This window comes from Micromonospora sp. WMMD1082, from assembly GCF_029626175.1.
GTDB lineage: Bacteria > Actinomycetota > Actinomycetes > Mycobacteriales > Micromonosporaceae > Micromonospora.
The window spans coordinates 4,782,442-4,803,618 of sequence record NZ_JARUBM010000002.1; the positions used below are offsets into that span (position 1 = coordinate 4,782,442).

Below are 21,177 nucleotides of genomic sequence, written 5' to 3' on the forward strand. Positions count from 1 at the left end.
GTGGTCGCTGTCGACCATCTTCGGCAGCAGGACCAGCGCCGCCAGGGCGGCGGCGACAGCGGCCGGGGTGTACCGGATCAGGCGCGGAGATAGCCGAGCAGCTCGTGATCAGCGTGGTCACCGTTCGGCGCGCCACCAGCGGGTGAGCAGCACGGCGGCGGCGATGAAGCCGAGGGCGGCGGGGGCGGCGGCGAACCAGTTGATCTCGCCGGGGGAGGTGACGGCGGCGCCGACCGCGGCGTAGCCGAACGCCGTCGGGGCGGAGGCGATCACGCTGCCGACGAGGAACGGCAGCACCCGTGCGCCGGTGGTGCCGTAGCCGTAGCTGACCAGGCCGAAACCGGAGATCGGCAGCAGCCGTACGGTGATCACCCCGAGGACGCTCTGCCGGGTGAACCAGCGGTCGAGGCGGGCCAGCCGGCCCCGGACGCGTTCGGCGACGAACTCCCGGCCGAGCAGCCGACCCACGGTGAAGCCGATCGCCGCCGCGAGCAGCGCCGCGCCCAGCGCGTAGAGGGCGCCCGGCAGCGCGCCGAAGATCGCTCCGGCGGCGAGCGTGATGAAGGTACGGGGGACCAGTGCCACCAGCAGCAGCGCCCCGCCGAGGACGCCGGCGACCGGGGCGAGGTCACCCAGCCGGTCGCCGAACTGCGGCAGCGCCGTCGGGTCGGGGCGCGGCACCAGCAGCAGCGTGATCCCGAAGCCGGCGAGCAGGAGCAGCAGCAGCCCGAACCGGACGGCCGACGGCCGGGCGGTGACCGGGTACGCCGATCGCCAGAAGGCCAGCAGCCGCCGGAGGGCGGGGATCATGGTCGGGCGGTGGCCACCGCGGTCCGGCGTTCGGCCCGCAGCCGGTCGGCCCAGGTGTCGTCGAGCGGCGGGAGCTGCTGGGCGCCGGTGGCCCAGCGCAGCAGCAGGTCGGCCAGGGCCGGGTTGCGGGCCAGCGCCGGGCCGTGCGAATACGTGCCGAGCAGTTTGCCCCGCCAGGCGCCCTCGGTGGTGCCGTCGTTGCCGACGCCGGTGGTGATCCGCGCCAGCGGGGAGACCCCGGGGCCGAGGTGGGTCCGGCCGCCATGGTTCTCGAAGCCGGTCAGCGGCGGCAGGCCGAGGCGGGCGTCGATGTCGCCGGCCAGCTCGCCGACGGCCCGGCTGGGCCCCCGGTCGGAGGAGAGGTCGAGCAGTTCCAGGCCCTGGTACTGGGTGCCCTTGGCGAAGAAGGAGGTGCCCAGCAACTGGTAGCCGGCGCAGACGCCGAACACCACCGAGCCCTGGGCCACCGCCCGGTGCAGGCCGCCGTCGGCGAGCAGCCGTTGCGCGCCGAGCGCCTGCGGGCCGTCCTCGCCGCCGCCGATCAGGTAGATGTCGGCGGTGGTGGGCAACTGCTGGTCGGAGCGGACCTCCAGCACCTCGACCGGGAACCCGCGCTGCTGGGCCCGGCGGGCCAGGATCAGGGCATTGCCCCGGTCGCCGTAGGTGGACAGCAGGTCCGGGTAGATCCAGACGATGCGCAGGGTCTCAGTTGACACGGTCCAACTCCGCTCGGATGTCCTGGAACGCGGTGTAGTTCGCGATGACCTCCAGCCGCCCCGGTGGCACCGCGCGGACGGCGTCGTCGAAGGTGCGGACGTACTGGAAGGGCACGTCGTTGACCTCCAGCCGGACGGCCAGGTCGTACGCCCGGTCGCCGGTGATGAGCACCAGGCGCCCGCGCAGCGGCGCGAAGTCCACGTCGAAGAGCCAGGAGGTGTCCAACCCGTCGGGGTCGCGGGCGTTGATGGACAGCAGGGTCGGCGCCTCGTCGGCCATGTCGAACGCCTCCAGCCAGCTGGCCGGGTTCTTCGCCAGCAACAGCCGGACGGTGCGCCCCTCCCGCACCACCTGGGCGTAGCGCCCGGCCACCGAGGTGACGTCGCCGAGCCGGGGGACCGCGTCGAACGGGCGTACGCCGAACTCGGCGGCGACCGCGAGGGCGGTGGCCGCGTTGCCGACGTTGACCTTGCCCGGCAGCTGGAGCTTGACCTTGTACCAGGCGCCGGTCGGGTCGACGACGCCCTCCTCGTCCACGGTCCACTGCGGCTCCGGCCGGCGCAGCGGGCAGCCCGTGCACCACCACTGCTCGCCGGAGCGCTGGATGGTCGAGCCGCACTCGGGGCAGACCCAGGAGTCGTCGTGCCACCGTTGCCCGGCGGAGAACCAGGTGACGTGCGGCGGGGTGATCCGGTGGTCGTGGGTGGCCGGCGGGGTGGCCGACCAGACCACCATCGGGTCGTCGGCGTTGGCGACGACGCGGATGTCGGGGTGGCGGGCCAGCGCCGCGCGCCAGAGCTGCGCCATCATGGCGACCTCCTTGGCCCGGTCCAACTGGTCGCGGGAGAGGTTGAGCAGCGCCACCACGTGTGGCTCGGTCGCCTCGATCACCTGGGCGAGGTAGTGCTCGTCGACCTCCAGCACGGCGTACGGGGTGCTGCCCGCCTTGGCCAGCGCGGAGGTGTGCCCGGTGGGCATGTTGGCGCCGAACGAGTTGGTGGCGACCCGGCCGAGCACCCCGACGGCCGCGGCGGCCAGCCGGGTGGTCGTGGTCTTGCCGTTGGTGCCGGAGATCAGCGCGATGGCCCGCCCGGCGGAGAGGTGGGCGAGCAGTTCCGGGTCGATCTTGAGGCCGAGCCAGCCACCGATCACCGAGCCGTCGCCACGGCCCGCCGCCCGCGACAACGCCGCGGCGGTCCGTGACACGGAGCTGGCCACCTTCGCCCGCAGGGGCATCTTCGCGTCCGTCACGCGAGCGAGGTTACCGGACCAGGAGACCCGGGAGATCGCCGCCGACGACGATCCGTCCGGACCGGCTTACCGGCCGACCGGGCCGCCGGCGCTCGTTCGGATGGAGTCGATCTATGTCGGATAGCGGACGCGCCCCAGCGCGGGCCGCGGCCCTCCACTCCGCTCCACCCCGACTGACGTGCGGTTTTGCCCTTCAGTTCGGCGCGCCACGCGGTCGAATCTGGTTGCGAGTGGAGGGAAGTGGAGTAGAGTGGGGCGCATTGGTGAGGCCGGGAGGGCCCACCGGCCCGGGGGGTCAGCGGCGCGCGAACGCCGCTCAAGGGCGAGGGGGTTGGGCCGATGTTCCTCGGCACCCACACTCCGCGCCTGGACGACAAGGGCCGGTTGATCCTTCCGGCGAAGTTTCGGGATGGGTTGGCGGGGGGTGTCGTGATCACTAAAGGGCAGGAGCGCTGCCTCTATGTCTTCCCGACACCGGAGTTCCAGCGGATCGCGGAGCAGTTGCGCGCGCAGCCGATGACGCACAAGGCGGCCCGGGCCTACAGCCGGGTCTTCTTCGCCAGCGCCCACGACGAGGTGCCGGACAAGCAGGGCAGGGTGACCATCCCGGCGCATCTGCGCACGTACGCGGGGCTCGACCGGGACCTGGTGGTCATCGGCGCGAGCACGCGGGTGGAGATCTGGGACAGGGTCGCCTGGGAGACCTACCTCGCCGAGAGCGAAGACGACTTCGCCGACATCGAGGAAGGGGTGCTGCCAGGCGGTCTGTAGGGCGTGGCGACGCCCGACGTACTGCGAGATCTCCAGCCGCTTTCGAGTTCCTGGCATCCCTTCCCCGGTGCCAGGCGCGCGATCCGACCTCAGGGCCGTGGCCCGACGGGCGGGCGGAGAGCGGATGGGGATCTGGCGGTACGACGGCACGGCGTCGTCCGACGAGCAGGCGCGAGGACAATAACCGGTTCAACCAGTGGGGGTCGACATGGGGGAGCTACGCGGCACGCACGTGCCGGTGTTGCTCGAGCGGTGTCTCGAGCTGCTCGCCCCCGCGCTGGGCCGGGGTGGGCGCACCGTCCACGTGGACGCGACGCTGGGTCTGGCCGGGCACGCCGAGGCGGTGCTCCTGGCCCATCCGGAGACGATCCTGGTCGGGCTGGACCGGGACACCGAGGCCCTGGCCCACGCCCGGGTCCGGCTGGCCCGGTTCGCCGACCGAATCCACCTGGAGCACGCCGTCTACGACGAGCTGCCCGAGGTGCTCGACCGGCTGGGCCATCCGACCGTGGACGGGATCCTGTTCGATCTCGGTGTCTCCTCGTTGCAGCTCGACGCGCCCGACCGCGGGTTCGCCTACGCGCAGGACGCGCCGCTGGACATGCGGATGGACCAGACCCGGGGGGTGACCGCCGAGGAGGTGGTCAACACCTACGGGCATCCGGAACTGGCCCGGGTGCTGCGGGTGTACGGCGAGGAGAAGTTCGCCGGGCGGATCGCCTCGGCGATCATCCGGGAGCGGGAGCGGGGCCCGATCACCTCGTCGGCGCGGCTGGCCGAGCTGGTCCGGGAGTCGATTCCGGCACCAGCCCGACGAACGGGTGGACACCCGGCAAAGAGAACGTTTCAGGCTTTACGGATCGAGGTAAACAGGGAGCTGGCGGCGCTGGAGACGGCGCTGCCGGCCGCTCTCGACCGGCTTTCGGTCGGCGGTCGCCTGGTGGTCCTGTCCTACCACTCGCTGGAGGACCGGCTCACCAAACAGGCGCTCGCCGACCGGGTCCGCAGCACGGGCCCGATCGACCTTCCGGTCGAACTGCCCGGGTCGGAGCCGACGTTCCGGCTGCTCAGCCGGGGCGCGGAGCTGCCCGGGGAGGTGGAGGTCGCCGCCAATCCGCGGGCCGCTTCGGTGCGCCTGCGTGCGGCGGAACGGATCGACCCGCAGGCCCGGCAACGGGGGCGTACCGACCGCGAACGGTACCGCCGCCGGGTCAAGGCGATGCACCAACCGGGGACGGCATCGGCCACGGGATCCGGTCCGGATCCGCGGCGGATGCCGGGGGACAGCACGGACGAAGAGGGGGAGGGAACATGAACGTTGACAAGCGCCGGGACATCGCCGGCGCCGGGCAGCGCGCACCGCGGTCGGGGGGCCGGATCGCGGCGGAGCGGGTCCGGGGGGCCGGGGACGCACGGCGGGCGGACCGGGCCGGCCGGCCGGCGGAGACTCGCGCCCGGGGGGCGCGCGAGTTTCCGACCCAGGGCAGCGCCGCGCTGCGTCCGGTGGAGCGCGCCGCCGCCGAGCGGGCGGAGTCGCCGCGGCTGCGGGTCGCCCCGCCGCCGCCGGTGCGGGTGCCCCGGGCACCCTTCGCGGCGCTCGTCGTGGTGCTCGTCGTCGGCGGGGTGCTGGGCATCCTGGCGGTCAACACGAAGATCAACGAGAACGCCTTCCGGCTGGACGAACTGCAGCAGCAGCAGGCCAAGCTCGACGTGGAGCAGCAGCAGCTGAAGAAGCAGATCGCCGAGTCCGAGTCGCCGGGCAACCTCGCCGCCCAGGCCCGCAAGCTGGGGCTGGTCGAGTCGGGCGAGCTGGGGCTGATCCGGCTGCCGGACGGCAAGCTGATCGGCGTGCCGCAGCCGGCCGTCGGGCAGCCGTCCATCGCGAGCCAGGGCGGACAGGGGTAGATCGTGCCACCGAGGTCGGAGGAACCGCGCCGGGATGCCACAGGCTCCCGGCGCGGTTCGTCGCGCGGCACCGGAGAGCGGGGTGTGCCGCCCCGGGCGGCAGGGGACCGGGACGCCGAGCCGGGCATCGGCGGGATCTCCGACGCTCGCGCGTACACCCCTCGGGGCCGGACCATCCGGGAGGGTGCCGCGCCGGCCGCCGCCGGCCGCGCCGAGCAGCGGCGCACCCCACGCAGCAGCCGGACGCAGGACCCGTTCCGGCCGGCGTTGCAGGTGCTCGACGGCGGTCGCGCCGCCGGATGGGCCGGTGGCCGGCCGGGCGGTCCGGCCCGGCGGGACGGCGGCGCCGGCCGCGGCGCGGTGGTCCGGACCGTCACCGACCGCACCCGGCGCGACGAACCGCCGGCCGTCGCGCCACGGCGGCGGGTCGCCGCCGGCGAGTCGCGCCGGGGGGACCGGCCGCCCGTGCGCCGACCGGCCCGCAAGCCACCCCGCCCGCCCCGGCTCGCCGACCCCGGGCGCCGGCTGCGGCTGGGCACCGCGCTGGCGCTGGCCCTCTTCGTGGCCATCGGCGTGCGGCTCGTCGCGCTCCAGGCGGTCGACACCCCGGCGTACGCCGACGGCGGGCTCGCCGACCGCCTCCGGACCGTGCAGCTGCCCGCGCCGCGCGGGGCGATCTACGACCGTTCGGGCGAGGCCGCCCTGGCGCACAGCGTGGAGGCCCGGTACGTCTACGCCGACCCGACCCGGATCGAGGACATCGGGGCGACCGCGCGGTCGCTCTCCCCGCTGCTCGGCATCCCGGCCTCGGAGCTGGCCGAGAAGATGCGACCGCGCAAGCGGATCAACGGCGACGACTCCCAGTTCGAGTACCTCGCCCGGGGGGTGGACATCGACCGCGCCAAGGAGATCATGGCGCTCAAGCTGTCCGGTATCAACACCCACCGCGACGAGCGGCGCGAGGTGCCCGGCGGCGACCTGGCCGCCAACCTGATCGGCTTCACCAGCCCGGACATGGTCGGGCTGGAGGGCCTTGAGGCGCGCCTCGACGACCTGCTGCACGGCGAGGACGGCCAGCGGGTCTTCGAGGTCGGTCTCGGCGACCTGGCCGCGCCCATCCCCGGCGGCTACAGCCGGACCACCAGGGCGAAGCCGGGCAGCTCCATCGTGCTGACCATCGACCGTGATCTGCAGTTCATGACCCAGCGGATCCTCGCCGAGCAGGCCAGGGCGGCGCATGCCAGCACCGCCGCGGCCGTGGTGCTGGACGTGCGTACCGGCGAGGTGCTGGCCCAGGCCAGCTACCCCACCTACAACGCGGCGAAGCCCTCACCGAGCGACCCGACGGACCGGGAGGACGCGGCCACCAGCTTCGTCGTCGACCCGGGCTCGGTGCACAAGGCGATCACGTTCGGGGCGGCGCTTCAGGAGGGGGTGATCACCGCGGACACCTCGTTCCCGGTGGCCAACTCCGTCGTCAAGGGCGACCAGCCATTCCGGGACACCCACCCCGCCAACGGCCGGCGGATGAGCGCGGCCGGGATGATGGCGTACTCCTCCAACGTCGGCACCATCGCGATCGCCGACAAGCTCGGCGCCGAGCGCCTGATCGACTACCAGCGGCGGTTCGGGCTGGGCGAGCGGACCGAGGTCGGCATGCCCGGTGAGGCGAGCGGGCGGCTGCTGCCACTGACGGAGTGGAGCGACTCGTCGTACGGGTCGGTGCCGATCGGGCACAGTGTGGACGCCACCCCGTTGCAGATGGCCGCCGCGTACGCCGCCATCGCCAACGACGGCACGTACATCCAGCCGCACCTGGTGAAGGAGACGATCGCCCCGGACGGGACGCGGAGCCCGGCGGCGGAGCCGACGACCCGCCCGGTGCTCAGCCCGGCCAACGCCGCCGCCCTGCGGACCATGTTGGAGGCGGTCACCACGGTGGAGAGCGCCACCGGTCTGGCCGCGGCGGTGCCCGGCTACCGGGTCGCCGGCAAGACCGGCACCGGTTGGCGGCTGGTCGAGGGCAAGAAGCAGCCCGGCGATGTCGCCTCGTTCATCGGGATGGCCCCGGCGGAGAACCCGCGATACGTGATCGCGGTCTTCGTGCACAGCCCCGCCGGCGGTGGCGGTCAGGTCGCGGCGCCGGCGTTCCGGGACATGATGACCTTCACGCTACGTCACTTCAAGGTGCCGCCGTCGACGGAACCGGCACCGACGTTCACGGTGTTCCCGTAGCCGCTGCCTGCGGTTCGACTCCATGAGACGGAGATTCAGGCGCGCCGTGCGGCCGGGAGCGGGCGACCGGGTAGGGTCTGACGCCGTGCGTGGCAATCCTCGTCCCCGTACCGTGACCGGAATCCGGCTCGGTGACCTGGCCGCCCGGCTCGCCGTGGCGCCTCCTACCAGCGGTGATCCGATGGTGACCGGGGTGACCCACGCCAGCGGCGAGGTCCACCCCGGCGACCTGTACGCCGCCCTGCCCGGTGCCCGCCGGCACGGCGCCGAGTTCGCCGCCGACGCGGCGGCGGCCGGAGCGGTTGCCCTGCTGACCGATCCGGCCGGCGCGCGGCTGGCCGCCGGGACGGGGCTGCCGGCCCTGGTGGTGCCCGATCCCCGCGCGGTGCTCGGCTCGCTCGCCTCGGCCGTCTACGGCGACCCGACGGCGGGGCTGACCGTGATCGGGGTGACCGGCACCGCCGGCAAGACCTCCACCGCCTACCTCATCGAGTCGGGACTGCGCGCCGCCGGCCACACCACCGGCCTGATCGGCACCGTGGAGACGCGTCTCGGCGAGCTGGTGATCGACAGCGTACGCACCACGCCCGAGGCCACCGACCTGCACGCGATGCTGGCCGCCGCCCGCGAGCGGGGGGTGACCGCGGTGGTCATGGAGGTCTCCAGCCACGCCCTGGCGATGGGCCGGGTCGGCGGGGTGCGGTTCACCGTCGGCGACTGGACCAACTTCGGCTCCGACCACCTCGACTTCCACACCGACTCCGCCGACTACTTCGCGGCCAAGGCGCGGCTGTTCGACGGCCGCTGCGCTGTGGAGGTGCTCAACCACGACGACCCGGCACTGAAGGGGCTGTTCCGGCCGGGCACGGTCAGCTTCTCCGCGGCCGGTGACCCGGCGGCCACCTGGTGGGCCGACCAGGTCGACGGCGAGGGGTACGCCCAGCGGTTCACCGTGCACGGCCCGGACGGGCGGGAACTGCCCGCCGCGGTGGCGCTGCCCGGCCGGCACAACGTGGCCAACGCCCTGCTGGCCATCGCCACCCTGGTGGCCGCCGGGGTCGACCCGGCGATCGCCGCCGAGGGGGTGGCCGCCTGCGGCGGCGTACCCGGCCGTCTGGAGTCGGTGGGCGTGGCCGGCGGTGTGCGCGGCGTGGTCGACTACGCGCACAAGACGGACGCCATCGTGGCGGCGCTGGCCGCGCTGCGCGAACTCAGCACCGGCCGGCTGATCTGCGTGATCGGTGCGGGCGGCGACCGCGATCGGGGCAAGCGGCCGATGATGGGCGCCGCCGCCGCGGAGGGCGCCGACGTGGTGGTGGTGACCGACGACAACCCGCGTACCGAGGATCCCGCGGCGATCCGTGCCGAGGTGCTCGCCGGGGCCTACCGGGCCGGCGGGCCGGCCCGGGTCGTCGAGATCGCCGGCCGCCGTCCGGCGATCGACGAGGCCGTGCGGTTGGCCGCGCCGGGCGACGTGGTGGCGGTGCTGGGTAAGGGGCACGAGCGCGGTCAGGAGGTCGCCGGCGAGGTGCACCCGTTCGATGACCGGACCGAACTGGCCGACGCGCTGCGCGGCCGCTTCGGGGATCTGGAGGGCCGCCCGTGATCACGCTCAGCCTGGCCGAGGCGGCCTCGGCGGTCGGCGGTCGGCTGGTCGCCGCCGATCCCGCCGCGCAGCTCACCGGGAGCGTCGAGTTCGACTCTCGCAAGGTCACCCCCGGTGGGCTCTTCGTCGCCTTCGACGGGGAGAAGGTGGACGGGCACGACTACGCCGCCGGGGCCGTCGAGGCCGGCGCGGTGGCGGTGCTGGGCACCCGCGTGGTGCCCGGGGTACCGATGATCCTCGTCGCCGACGCGCTGGACGCGATGGGCCGGCTGGCCCGCGCGGTGGTGGACCGGCTGCCCGAGCTGACCGTGATCGGGCTGACCGGCTCCTCCGGCAAGACCACCACCAAGGACCTCATCGCCCAGTTGACCGCCCGGCTGGGCGAGACGGTGGCGCCGCCCGGGTCGTTCAACAACGAGCTGGGGCACCCGTACACGGCGTTGCAGGCCGGGCCGGGCACCCGCTACCTGGTGCTGGAGAAGGGCGCGCGCGGCATCGGCCACGTGCGGTACCTCTGCGAGGTGGCGCCGCCCCGCATCGCCGTGGTGCTCAACGTCGGGGTCTCGCACATCGGCGAGTTCGGCTCGCAGGAGAACATCGCGCTGGCCAAGGGCGAACTGGTCGAGGGGCTGCCGGCCGCCGGCCTGGCCGTGCTCAACGCCGACGACCCGCTGGTGGAGGCCATGGCCGCCCGTACGGTGGCCCGGGTGGTCCGCTACGGCGAGGCGGCCCACGCCGACGTGCGGGCCGTGGACGTGACGCTGGACGAGCGCGGGCGGCCCGCGTACACCCTGGTGACGCCGGAGGGTAGCGCGCCGGTGCGGCTCGGGCTGACCGGGCGGCACCAGGTCTGGAACAGCCTGGCCGCCGCGGCGGTGGCGCGGGAGCTGGGCATGCCGCTGACCGAGCTGGCCGTCGCGCTGGGCGCGCTCGGGTTGGTCTCCACCCGTCGGATGGACGTCTTCGAGCGCACCGACGGGGTGACCGTGATCGACGACTCGTACAACGCCAATCCGGCGTCGATGGCGGTGGCGCTGCGTGCGCTGCACGGCATCGGCAGCGGGCGGCGTACCGTCGCGGTGCTTGGCTACATGGCCGAGTTGGGCGAGTTCGAGGCGCAGGGACACGCCGAGGTGGGCCGTCTCGCGGCCGAGCTGGGCGTCGACCGGCTGCTCGTGGTCGGCGAGGCGGCGGCGCCGATCCATCACGGGGCTACATCGGTAGGTGACTGGGGAGGAGGATCGGTGCTGCTCACCGATCAGGCGGCGGCCGTCGAGGTGCTGCGCAGCGAGCTACGGCCGGGCGACGTCGTCCTGGTGAAGGGCTCCCGGTACCGGACCTGGGAGGTGGCCGACGCGCTGCGCGTCGACGCCGCCGGGACCGGCACGGGTACGCCGGCCGAGGGTGGCGCGGCGTGAGGGCGGTCATCGTGGCCATCGGGGTGGCCTTCCTCGTCTCGTTGTTCGGCACCCCGATCGCGATCAAGGTCTTCACCCGGTTGAAGGCCGGTCAGCCCATCCGGGCCGAGGGCCCGCAGATGCACCAGGGCAAGAAGGGCACGCCGACGATGGGCGGCGTGGTGTTCATCCTGGCCACCGTCATCGCGTACGTGGCCGGCCACCTCGCCCTGACCACCCTGCCGGACGCGCAGATCGCCCAGGTCGAGCCGACCATCACCGCGCTGGTGCTGCTGGGGCTGATGGTCTTCTGCGGCGCGGTCGGTTTCCTCGACGACTTCCTCAAGGTCCGCAAGCGGCACAGCGGTGGCCTGAGCGCCCGAGGCAAGCTGCTCGGGCAGATCCTGGTCGGTGCGGTGTTCGGGATCATCGCGCTCTACTTCCCCTCCACCATGACCGACGCCACCGGCGCGGTGACCAACACCGAGACGGTCGGCAGCACCATGCTCAGCTTCATCCGGGACATCCCGGCGCTGGACGTCACCAAGATCGGCGCGGTGATCATCTTCATCTTCGTGGTGATGGCCGCGACCAACGGTGTCAACCTGACCGACGGCCTCGACGGGCTGGCCACCGGCGCCTCGGTGATGGTGCTCGGCGCGTACGCGGTGATCGCGTTCTGGCAGTACCGGCACTGGTGCGCCGACCCGGCGTACACCGCCAACCCGAACAACTACTGCTACACCGTCCGGGATCCGCTGGAGATCGCACTGATCGCCGGCGCGGCGGCCGGGGCGTGCGTCGGCTTCCTGTGGTGGAACACCTCGCCGGCCCGGATCTTCATGGGCGACACCGGGGCGCTCGGCCTCGGTGGCCTGATCGCCGGCATGGCGATGTCCACCCGCACCATCCTGCTGCTGCTGATCATCGGTGGACTGTTTGTGATCATCACGATGTCGGTGGTGATCCAGATCATCTCCTTCAAGACCACCGGCAAGCGGGTGTTCCGGATGTCGCCGTTGCAGCACCACTTCGAGCTGGCCGGCTGGAGCGAGGTCAACATCGTGGTCCGCTTCTGGATCATCGCCGGCATCGGTGTGGCCATCGCCCTCGGCCTCTTCTACAGCGACTTCCTCGCCAACATGGGCTGACCCGCCGGTCCGCCCGGCCGGGCCGCCCGGGGCCGCCCGGCTGGGAAGCAGGTGGCTGCTGTGGCGATCCAGCTGTGCGCTCAGCTCGACAGGGGCTGAACCCCTTGGTGGTGGGGAGCGGACGGTCGCACCATCGTGACCGCGTGACAGCAGGGCGTGACCAGCGCAAGTTCGACACGCCGACCGGCCGGTACCGCCGGTGTCAGGTGCCGGGAACCGCGATGATGACGCTGTGGGGGAGGCACGAGCAGGAGGCGACGCGCCAGCGGCGCGCCGGTCGCCAGTCGCCGGCCCGGGTACCGCCGAGGTGGCCGCCGCGACGCGGCCCAGCGGGTCGGGAGCGCGCGGGTCGGGAGCCGGCGGGTCAGGGGCTGACGGATCGGGAGCCGGCGGCGCGTGGCGCGGGCTGGACGCGGTGGGGTCACTGGCCGCGCTGCGGGGGCTGCTGTCCCGGCCGCTGGCGTCCTACCACCTGCTGCTGGCCAGCGCCGGGCTGCTGCTGCTGATCGGCCTGACCATGGTCTTCTCGGCCACCAGCGTGCGGGACTACGCCCAGGGCGGCAACGCCTCGGCGTCGCTGACCAAGCAGGCGATCTTCGCGGTGATCGGCGTCGGCGCGTTCTGGGCCTGCCAGCGGCTGCCGGCCCGCACCTACCGGGCGCTGGGCCGGCCGACGCTGGCGGTCGCGGTGGGGCTGCTGGTGCTGCTGAACCTGCTGGAGGCGTACGGGCGGCTGACCAACGGCCCGGCAAAGATCGGCCCGCTGGAGGCCGACCTGCTGTGGCTGTTCATCGGCGGCTTCGGCCTGCAGCCCTCCGAGCTGGCGAAGTTCGCGCTGGTGCTGTGGGGCGCACACGTGCTGGCCCGCAAGGGCGCGGCGCTGGGCTGGTGGCGGGAACTGGCCACCCCGCTCTTCCCCGTGGTGGGCCTGATGTTCGTCCTGGTCGGCTACAACGACCTTGGTAGCATGCTCTGCCTGCTGGCCCTGGTCGTCGGGCTGCTCTGGGCGGCGGGGGTGCGGCTGCGGGTCTTCGCCGCGCTGAGCGCCATCGGTCTGGTCGGCATCGGCCTGCTGGTCGCGGTCGCCTCCCTCGGCGCCGGCTCCGGGGTGCGCGGCGAGGAGAACTACCGCCTGGCCCGGCTCACCGTCTTCATCAGCCCGCCGGCACTGGACGACTGCAGGGAGACCCTCTGCTACCAGATGGTCCAGGCCCGCTACGCCATCGCCAACGGCGGCTGGTTCGGCACCGGGCTGGGCCAGGGGCGTACCAAGTGGGCCTGGCTGCCGGCGGCGGAGAACGACTTCATCTTCGCGGTGATCGCCGAGGAACTCGGGGTGGTCGGCTGCGCCGTGGTGGTCACCCTCTTCGCCGTACTCGCCTACACCGGCCTGCGCATCGCCCGGCGCGTCGACGACCCGTTCCGCCGCCTGGCCGCCACCGGGGCCACCGCGTGGCTGGTCGGCCAGGCGTTCATCAACATCGGCGGGGTGATCGGCCTGCTGCCGCTGACCGGCGTACCGCTGCCCTTCATCTCCGACGGCGGCAGCGCCCTGGTCGTCACCCTCGCGGCGGTCGGCATGCTGGCCTCCTTCGCCCGCGCGGAACCGGATGCGGCCCGGGCACTGCATGCCCGTCCGCCGGCCCGGTGGGTCCGACTAGTGTGGGCACCGTTGCCGCCGCTTCCCGGCCGGCGCCGTCGCGCGGCGCCGCCGTCGGCCGCCCGGGGTTCCGTGCCCCAGGCACGCAAGCGGCGCAGGGACGACCAGGCCGCACCGCGTGGCGCCCGGGACGGCCGGGGTCGCGGCGGGTCGGCGGACGAGAGGAGACGGTGATGGGTCCGCTGCGTTCGGTGGTGCTCGCAGGAGGTGGCACCGGGGGGCACATCTACCCGTTGCTCGCCTTCGCCGACTGCCTGCGCCGGCACGACCCCGGCGTCCGGATCACCTGCCTCGGCACCCCGAAGGGTCTGGAGAACGAGCTGATCCCGCCGGCCGGCTACGACCTGCGGCAGATCCCGGCCTACCAGCTGCCCCGGTCGATCAACATGAACCTGGTCCGCACCCCGGGCCGGATGTGGACCGCCGCCCGCGCGGCCGGCAAGGTGATCGACGAGGTGCGCGCCGACGTGGTGGTGGGCTTCGGCGGGTACGTCTCGGTGCCGGCCTACCTGGCCGCGTGGCGGCGGGAACTGCCCATCGTGATCCACGAGGTGAACGTCCCCCCGGGCGTGGCCAACCGGCTGGGCATGAAGTTCACCAAGCACGTCGCGGTCGGCTTCCCGCACCAGCCGTCGCAGGCCGAGTCGCTGCGCGACGCCCGCGTGGTCGGCGTGCCGCTGCGCCGCAGCATCGCCGGGCTGGACCGGGCAGCCATGCGGAACGCCGCCCGCGCCCACTTTGGGCTCCGCCCCGACCTGCCGGTGCTCTTCGTCGCCGGCGGATCGCAGGGCGCCCGTTCGATCAACCTCGCCGTCGCCGGGGCGGCCAAGGAACTGGCCCGCAACGGCATCCAGGTGCTGCACGTGATCGGTGCCCGCAACGAACCGGTGCCGATCCCGACCGACCTGCCGGTGCCGTACGTGACCCTGCCGTACCTGTCCGACATGGACGCCGGGTACGCCGCCGCGGACCTGATGCTCGGCCGGGGTGGGGCGATGACCTGTGCCGAGGTCGCCGCGATCGGGCTGCCGACCATCTACGTGCCGTACCCGCACAGCAACCAGGAGCAGAAGCGCAACGCGCTGCCGGTGGTCGAGGCCGGCGGCGGGCTGCTGGTCGACGACGCCGAGATGACCCCGGACTGGCTCGAACGGACGGTGATCCCGCTGATCCGTGACCCGCAGCGGCTCTACGCGATGAGTGCCGCGGCGGCCGGTTACGGGCGGCGCGACGGCGACGAGGCCCTGCTCAACTTCGTCTACGAGGCGGTCACCCGATGACGACGTTCAGCCCGGCCGGCACCCTGACCGCCGAGGACCTCGGCCACATCCACCTGATCGGGGTGGGCGGGGTCGGCATGAGCGGCCTGGCCCGGCTCTTCCTCACCCGGGGCCTGCCGGTCTCCGGCAGCGAACTGCGCGAGTGGCCGTCGCTGGCCGGCCTGCGGGCGCTCGGCGGGACGATCCAAATGACCCACGAGACGGCCAACCTCGACGGGGTCGACACCGTCGTCTACTCCTCGGCCATCCCCGCCGACCACTTGGAGATGGTCGAGGCGCGCCGGCGCGGGCTGCGGGTGCTGCACCGCTCGGAGGCGCTCGCGGCCGCGATGACCGGCCGCCGCACCGTGGCCGTCGCCGGTACGCACGGCAAGACCACCACCACCTCCATGGTCACCATGGTCCTCCAGCAGGCCGGCGCGGATCCGTCCTTCGTCATCGGTGGCGAGATCTCCGAGGTGGGCTCGGGGGCGCACCACGGCACCGGCGAGTACTTCGTGGTCGAGGCCGACGAGAGCGACCGCTCCTTCCTCATCTACCGCCCGTTCGTCTCGATCATCACCAACGTGGAGGCGGACCACCTGAACACCTACGGCGACCTGGCCAACCTGGAGGCCACCTTCGCCGAGTTCGCCCGGCTCACCGATCCCGCCGGCTTCGTCATCACCTGCGCCGACGACCCGGGCGGGCGGCGGCTGGCGGCCACCCTCCGGGCCGAGGGGCGCCGGGTGTACACCTACGGCGAGTCCGCCGACGCCGACCTGCGGCTGACCGACATGGCCTCCTCGGCCCGGGGGATACGGTACCTCGCCCACATCGACGGCCGCTCGCTGGGCGAGTTCCGGCTGCCGGTGCCCGGCCGGCACATGGGGCTCAACAGCGCCTCGGCGGTGCTGGCCGCGTACCTGCTGGAGCTTCCGCCGCAGGCGACCGAGGCCGCGCTGGCGGCCTTCCCGGGCGTACGCCGGCGCTTCGAGCGCAAGGGCGTCGTCGACGGGGTGCTCGTCTACGACGAGTACGCCTACCACCCGACGTCGATGACCCTGGCCCTGCAGACGTTGCGCGAGGTGGCCGCCGACGGCCGCCTGATCGTCGTCTTCCAGCCGTACCGCGTCTACCGCACCCGGGAGCTACAGGCGGAGATCGCCGAGGCGCTCGCGATCGCCGACGAGTTGGTGCTGCTGGAGGTCTTCGGGCCGGGCGAGCAGCGGGGCCCGGGTGAGGGGTCGACGGCCCTGGTCGAGGCGGTGTCGCTGCCGGCGGAGCGCAAGGTCTTCGTCGACTCGTGGGAGGCGGCTCCAATGGAGGTGGCCCGCCGTTCGCGGCCCGGGGACGTGGTGGTGACGATGGGCGCCCCGCCGATCTCGCTGATGGGCGACGAGTTGCTGGCCGCGCTGGCGGCGCGTACCACCGCGGAATGAGTCCCGGTCCGGCTCGCGGGCGCGGCACCGGTGTGGACGGCGGTGCCGGGCGCCGCCCCACCCGACGCTGGCAGCTGGTCCGCGCCGACAGCGACGCGGTGCCCGCCTCCACCCGACGCTTCATGGCCCGGGCCCGGCGTCGCCGGATGCGCGCGGCGCTGCCCTGGGCGGTGGCCGGCGGGCTGCTCGCCGTGGCCGGACTGGTGGCGTGGACGCTGCTCGGCACCGGCCTGTTCGGGGTGCGGGACATGCGGGTGGAGGGTGCCGAACTGGTGACCGCGGTGCAGGTGCGTGACGCGGCGGGGGTGCCCGACGGCGCTCCGCTGGCCCGGGTCGACCTGGCGGAACTGGCCGACCGGATCGGCACCCTGCCGCCGGTGGAGCGGGCCACCGTGACCCGGGACTGGCCGGACACGCTGGTGGTGCGGCTGACCGAGCGCACCGGTGTGGCGGTGGTGCCACGGGGGGAGCAGTTCGCCGTGATCGACGCCGCCGGGGTGGTGTTCCGGACGGTGCCGCAGCGCCCGGACGGCCTGCCGCTGGTGCGGCTGGACGCCCCGGGGCCGGACGATCCGGGCACCCTGGCCGGGTTGGAGGTGCTCGGCGCGCTCACCCCGCAGCTGCGCGATCAGCTGGTCGAGGTCAGCGTCGAAGGGCTGGCCCGGATCAGCGTGCGGTTGCGCGGCGACCGCACGGTGATCTGGGGTGACGCGACCCGTGGCCCGGACAAGGCGCGGGTGGCCACCGTGCTGCTCGACCAGGACGCCGCCCGGATCGACGTCAGCGCGCCGGACGTGGTCACCTTCCGATGAGTGGCCGGTCAGCGCGGGTGTGGGCGGTGAGGCACATCGCTACCCCGGGCGACACGCCGGAGAGGTCCTTGGCTCATCGCTCGGCTGCGCTTACGTTGCCCCGAAGAGGATCAGTGGTTGACATAACTCTCACCCTCTAGTAGAGGGTGAGGGTTTTGCCCTCTCGGCCTCGCTGGTGAAGGGAAAGGACCGGAGATGACACCTCCGCACAACTACCTGGCGGTCATCAAGGTCGTCGGCATCGGGGGCGGCGGCGTCAACGCCGTCAACCGGATGATCGAGGTCGGGCTCAAGGGCGTCGAGTTCATCGCGATCAACACGGACGCGCAGGCGCTGCTGATGAGCGACGCCGACGTCAAGCTCGACGTCGGCCGCGAGCTGACCCGGGGGCTGGGCGCCGGCGCCAATCCGGATGTCGGCAAGAACGCCGCCGAGGATCACCGCGACGAGATCGAGGAGGTCCTCAAGGGCGCCGACATGGTCTTCGTGACCTGCGGTGAGGGCGGCGGCACCGGCACCGGAGGCGCACCCGTGGTGGCGAACATCGCCCGCAAGCTCGGCGCGCTGACCATCGGCGTGGTCACCCGCCCGTTCTCCTTCGAGGGCAAGCGCCGCCAGGTGCAGGCCGAGGCCGGCATCGACGAGCTGCGCAACCAGTGCGACACGCTGATCGTCATCCCCAACGACCGGCTGCTGGCCCTCGGTGACCGCAACATCAGCATGATGGACGCGTTCCGCACGGCCGACCAGGTGCTCCTCTCCGGTGTGCAGGGCATCACCGACCTGATCACCACGCCGGGTCTGATCAACCTGGACTTCGCCGACGTCAAGAGCGTGATGAGCGGCGCCGGCAGCGCGCTGATGGGCATCGGCAGCGCCCGGGGCGAGAACCGTGCGGTCGAGGCCGCCGAGGCGGCCATCTCCAGCCCGCTGCTGGAGCAGAGCATGGACGGCGCCCGTGGCGTGCTGCTCTCCATCGCCGGTGGTTCCGACCTCGGCCTGTTCGAGATCAACGATGCGGCCCAGCTGGTCACCGACGCGGCGCACCCGGACGCGAACATCATCTTCGGCGCGGTCATCGACGACGCGCTCGGCGACGAGGTGCGGGTGACCGTCATCGCGGCCGGCTTCGACGGGGGCACGCCGGCCTACAAGGCAGCCGAGTCGCCCCGCAAGACCAACCAGAACCAGCCCGCCCAGCCGAGCACGCCGATCGTGCCGTCGCCGGCCGCCCCGGCCACGCCGCAGTCGCCGCGCCGGGTGCTCTTCGACGACGTGGACGTCCCCGACTTCCTCAAGAACGGGTCCTGAGCACCGCCGATGACCGACAGTGATGCCCTGGTACGCCCCGACCGGCGCGCCGAACTCGCCGCCGGGCTCGCCCACGTACGCTCGCGCATCGCGGATGCCTGTGCCGCCGCGGGCCGGGACCGGGCCGCGGTGACCATGATCGCGGTGACCAAGACGTACCCGGCGGCCGACGTGGTGGCGTTGGCGGGCCTCGGCGTGACCGATGTCGGGGAGAACCGCGACCAGGAGGCGGCGGCCAAGGCCATGCAGGTCGCCGCCGCAGGGGTCACGCCACGCTGGCACTTCATCGGCCGGCTGCAGCGCAACAAGGTGAGGTCGGTGCTGCGGTACGCCGACGTGGTCCAGTCCGTCGACAGCGTCCGGCTGGCCTCGGCGCTGGACGCGGCCGCCACGTCCGGCGGCCGGGACCGGCCGTTGGACGTGCTGGTCCAGGTGAGCATCGACGGCGATCCGGCGCGAGGCGGCGCGGTGCCGGACTCGGCCGATCCCGACGTCGGTCTCGGCCCGGTCGCCGAGGCGGTCGCCGGCGCCGCAGGGCTGCGGCTGGCCGGCCTGATGGCCGTGGCACCGCTGGGCTGGGAGCCGGAGCGGGCGTTCGCCCGGCTGGCCCGGATCGCCGAGCTGCTGCGGGCCGACCATCCGCAGGCCACGGCGCTGTCGGCCGGGATGAGCGGCGACCTGGAGACGGCGATCGGCCACGGCGCGACACATGTCCGCGTCGGCAGCGCGTTGCTCGGAATGCGTCCCACGCTGCGGTAGCCTGGCCGCGAGGGAAGCAAATTACATCAGTGTTGTTTGTGGGGGACGGCCTTCCCGGTGACGGGGGGCGTGACGTGCAACGCGAATTGCGCGTCGGGGATTGCCGTTCCGGTCCGGTGGGCAGGAATGGTCCCACTCGCGACAGGCGACACGGCGGGGGCGTGTGCCGCACGGCGGACGGGAAGGGCGCGGGATGGGTGCACTGCGCAAGGCGGGGGTCTGGCTCGGGCTTGTCGAAGAGGACGACGAGCGGGCCTACGACGACGGTGGCTACGACAAGGGTGGCTACCGCGAGTCGCGTTACCGGCAGAGCCGGTACGCCGAGGAGTTCGCCGACGAGGAGGACGAGGCGGACGAGCCGCCCGCACCTCGGCCCCGGCCCGGTGAGCGTGGCCGGTTGAGCGAGCGGTCCAGCCGGCTGAGCGAGGCCGAGCGGCTGGAGTCCGAGCGCCCCGAGCGGGTCGAGCGGTCCAGCGTCCGGTCGATCACCCGCTCCACCGGTGAGCCGTCGGGTGCCCTGACCTATCACACCCGCGACAACCTCGCCCTGGCGCCGCAGGTGCAGCCCCGCGAACGCGCGATGCTGCCGGAGGAGGAGCAGCGTTACCAGATCACCACGCTGCACCCGACCACCTACCGCGAGGCCCGCACGATCGGCGAGCATTTCCGGGACGGGGTTCCCGTGATCATCAACCTCACCGAAATGGACGAGGCGGATGCCCGCCGTCTGGTGGACTTCGCCGCGGGGTTGGCCTTCGGGCTGCGCGGTACGATCGAGCGCGTGACCAATCGGGTGTTCCTGCTCTCACCGGCCAATGTCCAGGTCACCGCGGAGGACAAGGCCAAGATTGCTGAGGGCGGGTTCTTCAGCCTGAGTTGACCCGCCCGACCTGAGGGACGTCGCCTGCCGTGTTGTCGATCTTGCTACAGGTTCTCTACCTGATCACGTATGTCTTCCTGATCATTCTTCTGGCCCGTTTCGTCCTGAGCGCTGTGCTCCAGTACGGCCGGCGTTGGCAGCCCGGTCGGGGAGCGGCGGCCGGACTGGAATCCGTGTGGAGCGTCACTGATCCCCCGCTCTGGGCGTTGAGGCGTGTGATCCCTCCGCTGCGAATTGGTACCGTGAGCATCGACCTGGCCTCCCTTGTGCTCCTGGTTATCCTGTTCGTGCTGATGAGGTTTGTGTTAGAGCCGGCGATCATCAGGACCGCCTGATGACCGACGCGCTATCGCGGCCGCAACTGACCCGAGGAGTTTCGATGCCGCTGACCCCGGCCGACGTCCACAACGTCGCCTTCAAGAAGCCGCCGATCGGCAAGCGGGGCTATGACGAGGAGGAGGTCGACGCCTTCCTGGACGAGGTCGAGCGCGAACTCGCCCGTCTGATCGAGGAGAACAACGAACTGCGCGCCCAGGTGGAGCGCGGTGGTCGGGGCGGTGCCCCCGCCGGCCCCGGCGGTGACGCCCGCTTGGCGGCCGAGCTGAACGACGTCAAGGCGCAGCTCGACCGGGTACAGCGCGACAAGGCCGCCGCCGAGCAGGCCGCCCGCGCCATGCAGGCCGAGCTGGAGCAGGTCCGGGCCGTCGGTGGCGCGGTGGCCGGGCCCGACGGTGAGCAGCAGGCGCTGCGCGTGCTGATGATGGCCCAGCGGACGGCCGACGACCACGTCTCCGACGCCCGCCGCGAGGCCGACCAGCTGCTCTCCGAGGCCCGCTCCAAGGCCGAGGAGGTCACCCGCGAGGCCCGTGCCAAGGCCGATGCGCTGGAGCGCGACGCCCGGCAGCGGCACCAGGAGGCCATGGGCGGCCTGGACGCCAAGCGCACCGCCCTGCAGAAGCACATCGAGGAGCTCAAGCAGTTCGAGCGGGAGTACCGCACCCGGCTCAAGGCGTACCTCGAGAGCCAGCTGCGTGACCTCGACGGTCGTGGCCAGGGACTGGAGGCCGAGATGACCCGCGGTGACAGCACCCGGGCCGCCGGCAACGGGCTCGCGGCCGCCGGCCTCGCCGGTTCCTACGGCGGGGGCCGCTCCGGGGCGCTCGAAGCCGGTCGCTGAACCGGGTGGGTGACCGCCGCCGACGCGACGATCA

At 73.1% G+C, this 21,177-nt stretch carries 19 protein-coding genes; 16 read left to right on the top strand and 3 right to left on the bottom strand.

What is annotated here, in order from left to right; genetic code table 11:
* Positions 1-117: 117 nt before the first annotated feature.
* The 3 genes from O7615_RS22110 to O7615_RS22120 are packed head-to-tail and all read right to left on the bottom strand — an operon-like array spanning position 118 to position 2,763.
* The gene (locus O7615_RS22110) at positions 118-810 is read right to left on the bottom strand and encodes a VTT domain-containing protein (protein ID WP_278179707.1); all 693 of its coding nucleotides are present in this window, start codon (positions 808-810) and stop codon (positions 118-120) included.
* Positions 807-1,526 carry a glutamine amidotransferase gene (locus O7615_RS22115; protein ID WP_278179708.1) on the bottom strand — a complete coding sequence of 240 codons (720 nt, stop codon included), beginning with the start codon at positions 1,524-1,526 and terminating at the stop codon, positions 807-809. The genes O7615_RS22110 and O7615_RS22115 overlap by 4 nt, the downstream gene beginning before the upstream one ends.
* Entirely contained in the window at positions 1,516-2,763 is a 1,248-nt protein-coding gene (locus tag O7615_RS22120) for a MurT ligase domain-containing protein (RefSeq protein ID WP_278182192.1), read from the bottom strand. The genes O7615_RS22115 and O7615_RS22120 overlap by 11 nt, the downstream gene beginning before the upstream one ends.
* Positions 2,764-3,117: 354 nt before the next feature.
* On the opposite strand from O7615_RS22120, the gene mraZ reads away from it, so the two are divergent.
* The 16 genes from mraZ to O7615_RS22200 all read left to right on the top strand — a co-directional run bounded on the left by mraZ (position 3,118) and on the right by O7615_RS22200 (position 21,143).
* On the top strand, positions 3,118-3,549 hold the full coding sequence (gene mraZ, locus O7615_RS22125) for a division/cell wall cluster transcriptional repressor MraZ (protein ID WP_278179709.1): 432 nt from the start codon (positions 3,118-3,120) through the stop codon (positions 3,547-3,549).
* A gap of 208 nt (positions 3,550-3,757) precedes the next feature.
* Complete coding sequence (rsmH, locus tag O7615_RS22130) at positions 3,758-4,864, top strand: 16S rRNA (cytosine(1402)-N(4))-methyltransferase RsmH (protein ID WP_278179710.1); 1,107 nt, start codon at positions 3,758-3,760, stop codon at positions 4,862-4,864.
* Entirely contained in the window at positions 4,861-5,454 is a 594-nt protein-coding gene (locus tag O7615_RS22135; RefSeq protein WP_278179711.1) for a septum formation initiator family protein, read from the top strand. Before rsmH ends, O7615_RS22135 begins: the two co-directional genes overlap by 4 nt.
* A gap of 3 nt (positions 5,455-5,457) precedes the next feature.
* Positions 5,458-7,689: a penicillin-binding protein 2 gene (locus O7615_RS22140; protein WP_278179712.1), complete on the top strand. Its 2,232-nt coding sequence runs from the start codon at positions 5,458-5,460 to the stop codon at positions 7,687-7,689.
* Between the two features lie 112 nt (positions 7,690-7,801).
* Positions 7,802-9,295, top strand: coding sequence for a UDP-N-acetylmuramoyl-L-alanyl-D-glutamate--2,6-diaminopimelate ligase (locus O7615_RS22145; RefSeq protein WP_278182193.1), 1,494 nt, complete (start codon positions 7,802-7,804; stop codon positions 9,293-9,295).
* Positions 9,292-10,713 (top strand): UDP-N-acetylmuramoyl-tripeptide--D-alanyl-D-alanine ligase, encoded by a 1,422-nt coding sequence (gene murF / locus O7615_RS22150; RefSeq protein WP_278179713.1) that lies wholly within the window; start codon positions 9,292-9,294, stop codon positions 10,711-10,713. Before O7615_RS22145 ends, murF begins: the two co-directional genes overlap by 4 nt.
* Positions 10,710-11,843, top strand: coding sequence for a phospho-N-acetylmuramoyl-pentapeptide-transferase (mraY, locus tag O7615_RS22155; protein WP_278179714.1), 1,134 nt, complete (start codon positions 10,710-10,712; stop codon positions 11,841-11,843). Before murF ends, mraY begins: the two co-directional genes overlap by 4 nt.
* A gap of 424 nt (positions 11,844-12,267) precedes the next feature.
* Positions 12,268-13,677, top strand: coding sequence for a putative peptidoglycan glycosyltransferase FtsW (locus O7615_RS22160; RefSeq protein ID WP_278182194.1), 1,410 nt, complete (start codon positions 12,268-12,270; stop codon positions 13,675-13,677).
* Positions 13,677-14,783: an undecaprenyldiphospho-muramoylpentapeptide beta-N-acetylglucosaminyltransferase gene (gene murG / locus O7615_RS22165; protein ID WP_278179715.1), complete on the top strand. Its 1,107-nt coding sequence runs from the start codon at positions 13,677-13,679 to the stop codon at positions 14,781-14,783. Before O7615_RS22160 ends, murG begins: the two co-directional genes overlap by 1 nt.
* Positions 14,780-16,204 carry a UDP-N-acetylmuramate--L-alanine ligase gene (gene murC, locus O7615_RS22170; protein WP_278179716.1) on the top strand — a complete coding sequence of 475 codons (1,425 nt, stop codon included), beginning with the start codon at positions 14,780-14,782 and terminating at the stop codon, positions 16,202-16,204. The genes murG and murC overlap by 4 nt, the downstream gene beginning before the upstream one ends.
* Positions 16,205-16,236: 32 nt before the next feature.
* Positions 16,237-17,016, top strand: coding sequence for an FtsQ-type POTRA domain-containing protein (locus tag O7615_RS22175; protein ID WP_278182195.1), 780 nt, complete (start codon positions 16,237-16,239; stop codon positions 17,014-17,016).
* A gap of 195 nt (positions 17,017-17,211) precedes the next feature.
* Positions 17,212-18,327: a cell division protein FtsZ gene (gene ftsZ / locus O7615_RS22180; protein ID WP_278179717.1), complete on the top strand. Its 1,116-nt coding sequence runs from the start codon at positions 17,212-17,214 to the stop codon at positions 18,325-18,327.
* A 9-nt stretch (positions 18,328-18,336) separates the two neighbouring features.
* Positions 18,337-19,086, top strand: coding sequence for a YggS family pyridoxal phosphate-dependent enzyme (locus O7615_RS22185; protein ID WP_278179718.1), 750 nt, complete (start codon positions 18,337-18,339; stop codon positions 19,084-19,086).
* A 193-nt stretch (positions 19,087-19,279) separates the two neighbouring features.
* Positions 19,280-19,966 carry a cell division protein SepF gene (gene sepF / locus O7615_RS22190; RefSeq protein WP_278179719.1) on the top strand — a complete coding sequence of 229 codons (687 nt, stop codon included), beginning with the start codon at positions 19,280-19,282 and terminating at the stop codon, positions 19,964-19,966.
* 29 nt (positions 19,967-19,995) lie between these two features.
* Entirely contained in the window at positions 19,996-20,301 is a 306-nt protein-coding gene (locus O7615_RS22195) for a YggT family protein (RefSeq protein ID WP_278179720.1), read from the top strand.
* Positions 20,302-20,345: 44 nt separating this feature from the next.
* Positions 20,346-21,143: a DivIVA domain-containing protein gene (locus O7615_RS22200; protein ID WP_278179721.1), complete on the top strand. Its 798-nt coding sequence runs from the start codon at positions 20,346-20,348 to the stop codon at positions 21,141-21,143.
* The last annotated feature ends 34 nt before the right edge of the window (positions 21,144-21,177 follow it).